Consider the following 7239-nt stretch of genomic DNA (forward strand, 5'->3'; position numbering starts at 1 on the left):
ACAATTAGCCTATAAATGCCGTTGGTATGGGAGAAATTACATCGAAATAGATAGATGGTTTCCTAGCTCTAAAAGGTGTAGTAATTGCGGGTATATTGCTGAGAAAATGCCGTTAAATATTCGAGAGTGGGACTGTCCAGACTGGCTCTTCTGGTTTCTGTGTGAAAACGAGGTCTATACTGATAGAATATCCTCAAAATAGCCCTAAAAAAAAGTCTTGCTCGATAAGCATTTCACGATTCCATAAGCAAAAATTATCACACAAAGTCGAGAAGAGCCCCAGACTGTGGGACACACCATGACCGAGATATTAACGCCAGTAAAAATATTTTGGCCGCAGGACTTGCGGTGTCAGTCTGTAGAGCGACCATAAGACCAGAACAGATTTACTCTGTTAAGGCAGGTGCGAAACCCCGCACGGGAAAGAAGCAGAAACCTAAATCGTGAGGTTTGGGAATCACCGTCCGTTTACGGCGGTGAGGATGTCAAGAGGATTTTTTTGAATCGGCCGAACAAGCTAGAAGGGATGTCCATATCTGGGAGGAATCCCGTTTACAAATGAAAAAAATTCTCAAACAATACACTCAAGCTAGTGGACCTTGTAAACAATCTACTTTTCTGCAAGAACTTATCTATCCCCAGAATAAGTTTTTAAGACGTTTTTTCCTGAAACTTCAGCACGAACAAGATTCTTTGTTTGTAGAATTTGTCACCTTACAGACCCCTAAAGGAGTGTATATTACCCACATTCACTTTCATCCAGACCTGCGAGAAATCATCGGGGATGATAAGTAGGACAACATCAATCGACTACACTAGATCAAGGTGGTAGCGTTGCGACTTATCAGCAGGCTTATCTTCAAACAATTAACAGCGATCACTTAATCCTATTCAAGAGGTGGATTATCAACGGCCTGATGAAAAAAGAATCAGAGCTTTTAAAACTATTTTAGAACAGGAAAAAGAGGTTTAGCGGCCGATGCGGCCTGTGGACAATTGCGATCGAGCGTCATGGTAAAATAAACAACCGTCAATCGGCCATTAACTAGATTGCTAGTCTCGCTGCTAGGCTAAACTAGAGAACTATAACATCAAGTAGGAGCCATTTAGATGCAAAGTCTCTCTAGTGCCAAAGAAAATCGCCTTTTTGTCTATGAAGTCGTCGGTTTGAGTCAAAATGACAAGACTGATAACCTAGATTATTCTATCCGTAAGAGTGGCAGTGTCTTTTTAACCGTTCCCTATAGCCGCATGAATCAAGAAATGCGTCGGATTACCCGTTTAGGCGCTCGCATCGTCAGCATTAAACCCTTAAACGCAGCTGCAGCCCAGTAGTTGAAAAAATAATTATCGGTAATATCTCTCCCCCGCTCTTGTCCTCATCAGGCGAACTAGGGGGATTTGTAGCATAAATAGGGAAAAGTAGCATAAATCTTAATAAAAAGTAAAAATGCTACAAGTGTAACAGTTTTTAACCAGAGAGTTGACCTATCCTTAAGGAAAAGATAAAAGCGATGTCTGTGGTTTTTTTAAGATAACTCTCAATTAGGCCTAGGTGTAGTGTACCGATGGTAGGCTAAACTATGGAACGATTATCGTGACTTGAGTTGGGAGTTATATTTAATGTACAGTCCGAGTACACTAGCGGGAAGCCGTTTATTTGTTTACGAAGTGGCGGGTCTCAATCAAAACGACAATACTGACAGCTTGGATTATTCAATCCGTCAGAGTGGAAGCGTGTTTTTCACGGTTCCCTACAGTCGCATGAATCAAGAAATGCGTCGGATTACCCGTTTAGGTGGTCGTATCGTCAGCATCAAACCCTTAAATGGGATTGCCCCCGTAGCAACTGTTTCTAGTGCCTCCACACCACAGTCAATCGCTCAATCATCGCCCGTCCCTGAACAGACCAAGAAAAAGGCCATGACTCAAGCGAAAGAAAAAACAGATATCCCAGTCAACATCTACCGTCCGAACCAACCCTTTATCGGCAAATGTATCGAGAATTATGCTCTCGTTGATGAGGGAGGTATCGGTATCGTACAACACGTCACCTTTGACCTTTCTGGGGGCGATTTACGCTATTTAGAAGGGCAAAGTATCGGTATTATCCCCCCGGGTAGCGATGCTAATGGCAAACCTCATAAATTGAGACTCTATTCGATCGCCTCCACCCGTCATGGTGATAAATTAGACGATAAAACCGTATCCCTCTGCGTGCGTCAGTTAGAATACCAACACCCAGAAACCAAGGAAACCGTTTATGGAGTTTGTTCCACCCATCTTTGTCATATAGAGGTGGGTGCTGATGTGGCTATTACCGGTCCCGTGGGTAAGGAAATGCTGCTACCAGATGACGAAGATGCCACTATCATTATGATGGCCACCGGGACCGGAATCGCTCCCTTCCGAGCTTTCCTCTGGCGGATGTTCAAGGAACAACACGAAGATTATAAATTCAAAGGTCTAGCTTGGTTGATTTTCGGAGTTCCCAAAACGGCCAATATTCTCTACCAAGAAGAATTAGAGAAAATAGCGGCGGAATTCCCCGATAACTTCCGTCTCACCTATGCCATCAGCCGGGAACAGCAAAATCCCCAGGGAGGTAGAATGTATATTCAACACCGGGTAGCCGAACACGCTGACGAAATTTGGAATCTACTCCAAAGTCCCAAAACCCACGCTTATATGTGCGGACTGAAAGGGATGGAAGATGGTATCGACGATGCTATCACCGGTGCCGCCGCCAAAAATGGCGCTGATTGGTCTGTCTATCAGAAACAACTGAAAAAAGAACATCGCTGGCACGTAGAAACCTACTAAACCAAAAAGGTTCTCGGAAAATTTTTTCGGGTGGGCATTGCCCACCCTTTTTGTCTTGGCTTCGGTTAAGATCAGTTTTTTAAAAGGCCTTTAAAAAGATGAAATTCTCTCGACGCTTTTTTCCTGTTTTCCTTGCCCTCTGCTTACTGTTTATTTTGCTGCCCCGGGCCTGGAGTTTTACTAATAGCCAAAAACAAATTCTTGCAGATTTAAAAACAGCCGAGATTATTTATCTGGCAGAAAGGCACGATAGTCAAGGCGATCATCAGGCCCAATTAGCTATTATCAAGTATTTACAGGCCAATAATCCCCAAATAGCGATCGCTTTTGAGATGTTTCAACGTCCTTACCAAATCTATTTGGATCAGTATTTAGCGGGCCAAATTAGCGAAAATCAGTTGAGAGAAAAAAGTGAATACGACCAACGTTGGGGATTTGATTGGGAATTTTACGCCCCGATCCTGCGCTTGGCCAAGGCGAAACAACTACCAGCGATCGCCCTAAATACACCCACGGAAATCACTAGAAAAGTGGCACAGGAGGGCTTAGAAAGCCTCTCCACCTCAGAAATGACCTACATCCCCCCTAAAAGCGAAATAAACCAGGATAACGAGGAGTATCGTCAACAGATCTTAGCCGTTTATCAGCAACACACAGGGGGCAAAAGTCAGGGATTCGATCGCTTTTTTTTGGCACAGGTCCTCTGGGATGAAACCATGGCCGATGCGATCGCTAAATTCTGGCAAGCTCATCCCAACTATCAGATCATCGTCCTAGCAGGAAAAGGTCATATTGCCTACGGTTACGGTATTCCCAGTCGAGTCCAAAGAAGATTAGGCGATCGCGTCATCCAGCGCTCGGTTTTCTTGGGAGACGCTCCTCAATCATCACCAGAAGAAACCAAAAAACCCGCCGATTATTTTTGGCAAGAGCAAAATTAGGCCAATCAGGAGCTAGGAAACAAGGGATGATAAGCTAAGAAGCCAGTCTTTTAATTTAGTGGATAATAGGTCTGAAAAACTGAGGCTATTTATGCTTAATTTAACCTGTCAAGATACCAAAACGCTCGATCGCATTTTAGCTGTGACTCGTGCCGTGGGTTGGGGTGGTGCTAAAATTCTCCAATCCTACCACCGGGGTGAACAGGATTTAGCCATCAACGAGGAAAAAAAAGGCGGACCAGTGACGGCGGCGGATTTAGCGGCAAATAACTATATTTTAGGGGAATTACAAACAAATTTCTCTGATATCGACTTTGGTTATCTGAGCGAGGAAACCCATCAGGGCAATGAAGCTATCCCGAAAGATTGGGTATGGATTATCGATCCTTTGGACGGAACCCGGGATTTTATCGACAAAACGGGAGAATATGCCCTACATATCGCCTTATGTTATCAAGGAAGACCGATAATCGCCGTGGTTGCCCTACCAGATCAAGAAAAACTCTATTTTGCCCAAAAAGGAAAAGGTACTTTTCTAGAAACTAGCGACGGCAATATTACACAGGTAAAAGTTGCCAATAAAGATAAAATTACCGACCTCTATCTGGTGGTTAGTCGTACCCATCGCGACCAACGTTTTGATAATTTATTAAGTCAAATACCTTTCTTTGGTAAAAATTATGTGGGTAGTGTGGGCTGTAAAATTGCCACGATCCTCGAACAAAAATCCGATGTTTATATCTCCCTATCGGGGAAATCGGCGGCTAAAGACTGGGATTTTGCCGCACCGGAGTTGATTTTAACGGAAGCAGGCGGCAAATTTTCCTATTTTGATGGTCAACCCGTGCGCTATAATCGCAGCGATGTGCGGCAATGGGGGGGGATCATGGCTAGTAATGGTCCTTGTCATCAACAACTTTGTCAGTTGTCCACGGCAATCCTCGCCCAAATTGATGCCACTGTCTAATTTCTGCCCCCCTAACCCAGAATCGGAGATCGGTAGAATGGAAAAAAACCAGATCGAGCAATGTTACGGTTAAAAACTTGGCAAGGGTTGATTTTAGCAGTTCCGATCGCCGCCGTGGTGATTTTTCTGATCGTGGCCGCCGGCTTTCAGATCAATCAATGGGGTTTAAATTGGATTTGGGCAGTTTTTACCCTGATTTTTGTTGCTTGGCGCTTCCTGTTGGTCAGATGGACGCGCCCAGTAGTCGGGGAAATTGAAGCCACCATTGGCGAAGTTAAGGCAGAATTAACCCCTCCTGACGGTGATTCTGGGGGAAATGTCGAGGAAATTATCGAGAGAATTATCGCCGAGGCCCGCAATGATCGCCCGGTGTGGGAAGATTGGGCGACTTTTTGGCAACGCTGTCAGGATTTGGTCAATGCCATCGCTCAGATCTATTACCCCGATGTCAAGTACCCCTTATTAAATATTTACATTCCCCAGGCCTACGGTTTAATTCGGGGAACTGTGGATGATAGCGATCGCTGGATGCAGAATCTTTCCCCGGCCCTGAATCAAATCACCATCGGTCAAGCCTATCAAGCCTACGAAGTTTATCAAAAATTGCAACCCTCAGCCCGGAAACTTTGGCAGGTCTGGAATTGGGCGCAATGGCTAATCAATCCCGCCGCGGCTGTGGCTAAAGTGGCTAGTCAAAAGTACAGCGATCGAGCGGATCAGCAATTATTAGTCAATTTAGGGCAAGTTTTGCGGGAAAATGCCCTGAGAAACCTCTCTCGCCAAGCGGTGTTACTCTACAGTGGCAGTAATCTCGCCCCCACTCTCCCCACCAAGACGAAAATCGCCACTACTACTCTCAAAGAAATTCTCGCCCAAGCTGAACCGATCACGGAAATCGATCGCCAACCAGTTAATATTCTGCTGGTTGGACGCACCGGGGCCGGCAAAAGCAGTTTAATCAATACTCTCTTTCGGGCCGATTTGGCCCAAGTGGATCTATTGCCTAGTACCGACGCAATCCAATCCTACCATTGGCAAACCCCAGAAGGAGACGAGTTAATCCTCTGGGATACCCCGGGCTACGAACAGGCAAATCGGGCTGATTATCGGCAAAAAGTTCTCAATTATGCCGAAAACGCCGATTTATTGATTCTTGTCACCCCCGCCCTCGATCCCGCCCTGGCTATGGATGAGGCTTTTCTTAAAGATTTGCAACAAACTATTGACAATTTACCAGTTATAGTGTGTGTTTCTCAAGTCGATCGCCTGCGTCCGCTGCGAGAGTGGCAACCCCCCTATAATTGGCTGACGGGAGAAAGTCCCAAAGAAGTCAATATCCGCGAATGCTTGCAGTATCGGGCGGAATTATTCGAGGAACTCTGCGATCGCATTTTGCCGATGGTCAGTCAACAGCCGGATAGAGAAGCTTGGGGGGATGAGGAGTTATCAATCGCTTTGCTGGGGGCAATTTCACCCGCAAAACAGTTGCGTTTAGCCCGTTTTTTAGCGGATTTAGAAACTCGAACTCTGGCAGCGGCTAAAATAATCGATCGCTATACTTTACAGATGGCCACGGGGCAAGGTTTAACGGCCCTATTAAAAAGTCCTATTCTAGGTTTTATCTCTACTTTAGCCACGGGAAGACCGACTTTAGCCTATCTTTTAGCCGAACAAATTCCTGTGGAACAATTACCGGTAGCGATCGGTAAATTACAGATGGCCTATGAGCTTTTTTCTCTCTTGAATCCAGAGAATAAAAGTTTTGATTTATTGGCACTTTGGCCAACACTATTAGAGAATTCTAGCACTGCCGACAAGGAAGCTTGGGCTTGGGGTCATGCTCTGGTAGAATATTGGACAAAGGACTTATCGATCGAACAGTTCCGGTCAAGTTATCAGGGGTATTTAGAAGGGAATTAATAACAAACTAGAGACGATAAAATAATCACCTACCTCGTTATATAATAATACTAAATCCTGTTTAAAAGGTCTAGAACTTACCAAAAATTACTGCAGCTATTTTTTAATCTCAGCTTGTGTTGATTTTCTAAGCTTAGACATTTATCCTGCTTATCTTTGATTTTTTTGTCATCTAACTTATTAATGAGCAAAAGGATTAAAATCCTCTCTAAACTCTATACAAATACGACTTCTATCATCCAAAAAAGTAAAACAGGATTCTTTACCGATAAGTGAATGAACCGCTCTTCGATTGTCAATAGTAGCGTTAGCTGAAATTTCATTAACATTCATATTAACAATATTAACATAATCACTATTCCAAAGAATTTTAGCAAACATTATTCCTTGACTGACTTTCATTACTCCTGCACAGAAAGGGTCACTCCTCACTAATTTTCCTTGTTGGTAAGCTAAAACGCACTTAAACCACCTAAAATAGAAATAGTAACTTGAGAAAAATTCTACTTATGCCAGCTAAAGATTTCCTAGATTTAGAAGAAAAGAAAAACTTACAAAAAGCTCTTAAAGAAGAAGAAAGAGCAGAAG

At 43.9% G+C, this 7239-nt stretch carries 7 protein-coding genes and 3 pseudogenes; 9 read left to right on the forward strand and 1 reads right to left on the reverse strand.

Annotation, left to right across the window (positions count from 1 at the left end):
- The 9 genes and pseudogenes from IM479_RS19575 to IM479_RS19615 all read left to right on the forward strand — a co-directional run.
- Positions 1-136 (forward strand): annotated as a pseudogene (locus IM479_RS19575) (zinc ribbon domain-containing protein); the annotation flags it as partial.
- A 143-nt stretch (positions 137-279) separates the two neighbouring features.
- Positions 280-447: pseudogene (locus tag IM479_RS19580) on the forward strand (RNA-guided endonuclease TnpB family protein); the annotation flags it as partial.
- 111 nt (positions 448-558) lie between these two features.
- Positions 559-795 carry a hypothetical protein gene (locus IM479_RS19585; protein ID WP_287687426.1) on the forward strand — a complete coding sequence of 79 codons (237 nt, stop codon included), beginning with the start codon at positions 559-561 and terminating at the stop codon, positions 793-795.
- Positions 796-883: 88 nt separating this feature from the next.
- Positions 884-1023, forward strand: a pseudogene (locus tag IM479_RS19590) (dual-specificity RNA methyltransferase RlmN); the annotation flags it as partial.
- An 87-nt stretch (positions 1024-1110) separates the two neighbouring features.
- Positions 1111-1335, forward strand: coding sequence for a rod-capping linker protein CpcD (gene cpcD, locus IM479_RS19595; RefSeq protein ID WP_158201012.1), 225 nt, complete (start codon positions 1111-1113; stop codon positions 1333-1335).
- 288 nt (positions 1336-1623) lie between these two features.
- A complete protein-coding gene (cpcD/petH, locus tag IM479_RS19600) occupies positions 1624-2823 on the forward strand; it encodes a bifunctional rod-capping linker CpcD/ferredoxin--NADP reductase PetH (RefSeq protein ID WP_287687424.1) in 1200 nt (399 codons plus the stop codon).
- A gap of 98 nt (positions 2824-2921) precedes the next feature.
- Positions 2922-3764 carry a ChaN family lipoprotein gene (locus tag IM479_RS19605; RefSeq protein ID WP_287687422.1) on the forward strand — a complete coding sequence of 281 codons (843 nt, stop codon included), beginning with the start codon at positions 2922-2924 and terminating at the stop codon, positions 3762-3764.
- Between the two features lie 91 nt (positions 3765-3855).
- Positions 3856-4731: a 3'(2'),5'-bisphosphate nucleotidase CysQ family protein gene (locus IM479_RS19610; protein ID WP_287687421.1), complete on the forward strand. Its 876-nt coding sequence runs from the start codon at positions 3856-3858 to the stop codon at positions 4729-4731.
- A gap of 60 nt (positions 4732-4791) precedes the next feature.
- Complete coding sequence (locus tag IM479_RS19615) at positions 4792-6651, forward strand: GTPase family protein (RefSeq protein ID WP_287687419.1); 1860 nt, start codon at positions 4792-4794, stop codon at positions 6649-6651.
- A 180-nt stretch (positions 6652-6831) separates the two neighbouring features.
- On the opposite strand, the gene IM479_RS19620 is transcribed toward IM479_RS19615, so the two are convergent.
- Positions 6832-7053: a hypothetical protein gene (locus IM479_RS19620; RefSeq protein ID WP_287687418.1), complete on the reverse strand. Its 222-nt coding sequence runs from the start codon at positions 7051-7053 to the stop codon at positions 6832-6834.
- Between the last annotated feature and the right edge of the window lie 186 nt (positions 7054-7239).

The organism is Microcystis sp. M165S2, from assembly GCF_020245885.1.
In the GTDB taxonomy this organism is placed as follows: domain Bacteria; phylum Cyanobacteriota; class Cyanobacteriia; order Cyanobacteriales; family Microcystaceae; genus Microcystis.

What these genes read in the sequence shown, in the direction of transcription:
- IM479_RS19585 (WP_287687426.1), top strand. Translation starts at nt 559, where the DNA reads ATGAAAAAAATTCTCAAACAATACACTCAAGCTAGTGGACCTTGTAAA.
- cpcD (WP_158201012.1), top strand. Translation starts at nt 1,111, where the DNA reads ATGCAAAGTCTCTCTAGTGCCAAAGAAAATCGCCTTTTTGTCTATGAA.
- cpcD/petH (WP_287687424.1), top strand. Translation starts at nt 1,624, where the DNA reads ATGTACAGTCCGAGTACACTAGCGGGAAGCCGTTTATTTGTTTACGAA.
- IM479_RS19605 (WP_287687422.1), top strand. Translation starts at nt 2,922, where the DNA reads ATGAAATTCTCTCGACGCTTTTTTCCTGTTTTCCTTGCCCTCTGCTTA.
- IM479_RS19610 (WP_287687421.1), top strand. Translation starts at nt 3,856, where the DNA reads ATGCTTAATTTAACCTGTCAAGATACCAAAACGCTCGATCGCATTTTA.
- IM479_RS19615 (WP_287687419.1), top strand. Translation starts at nt 4,792, where the DNA reads ATGTTACGGTTAAAAACTTGGCAAGGGTTGATTTTAGCAGTTCCGATC.
- IM479_RS19620 (WP_287687418.1), bottom strand. Translation starts at nt 7,053, where the DNA reads ATGAAAGTCAGTCAAGGAATAATGTTTGCTAAAATTCTTTGGAATAGT.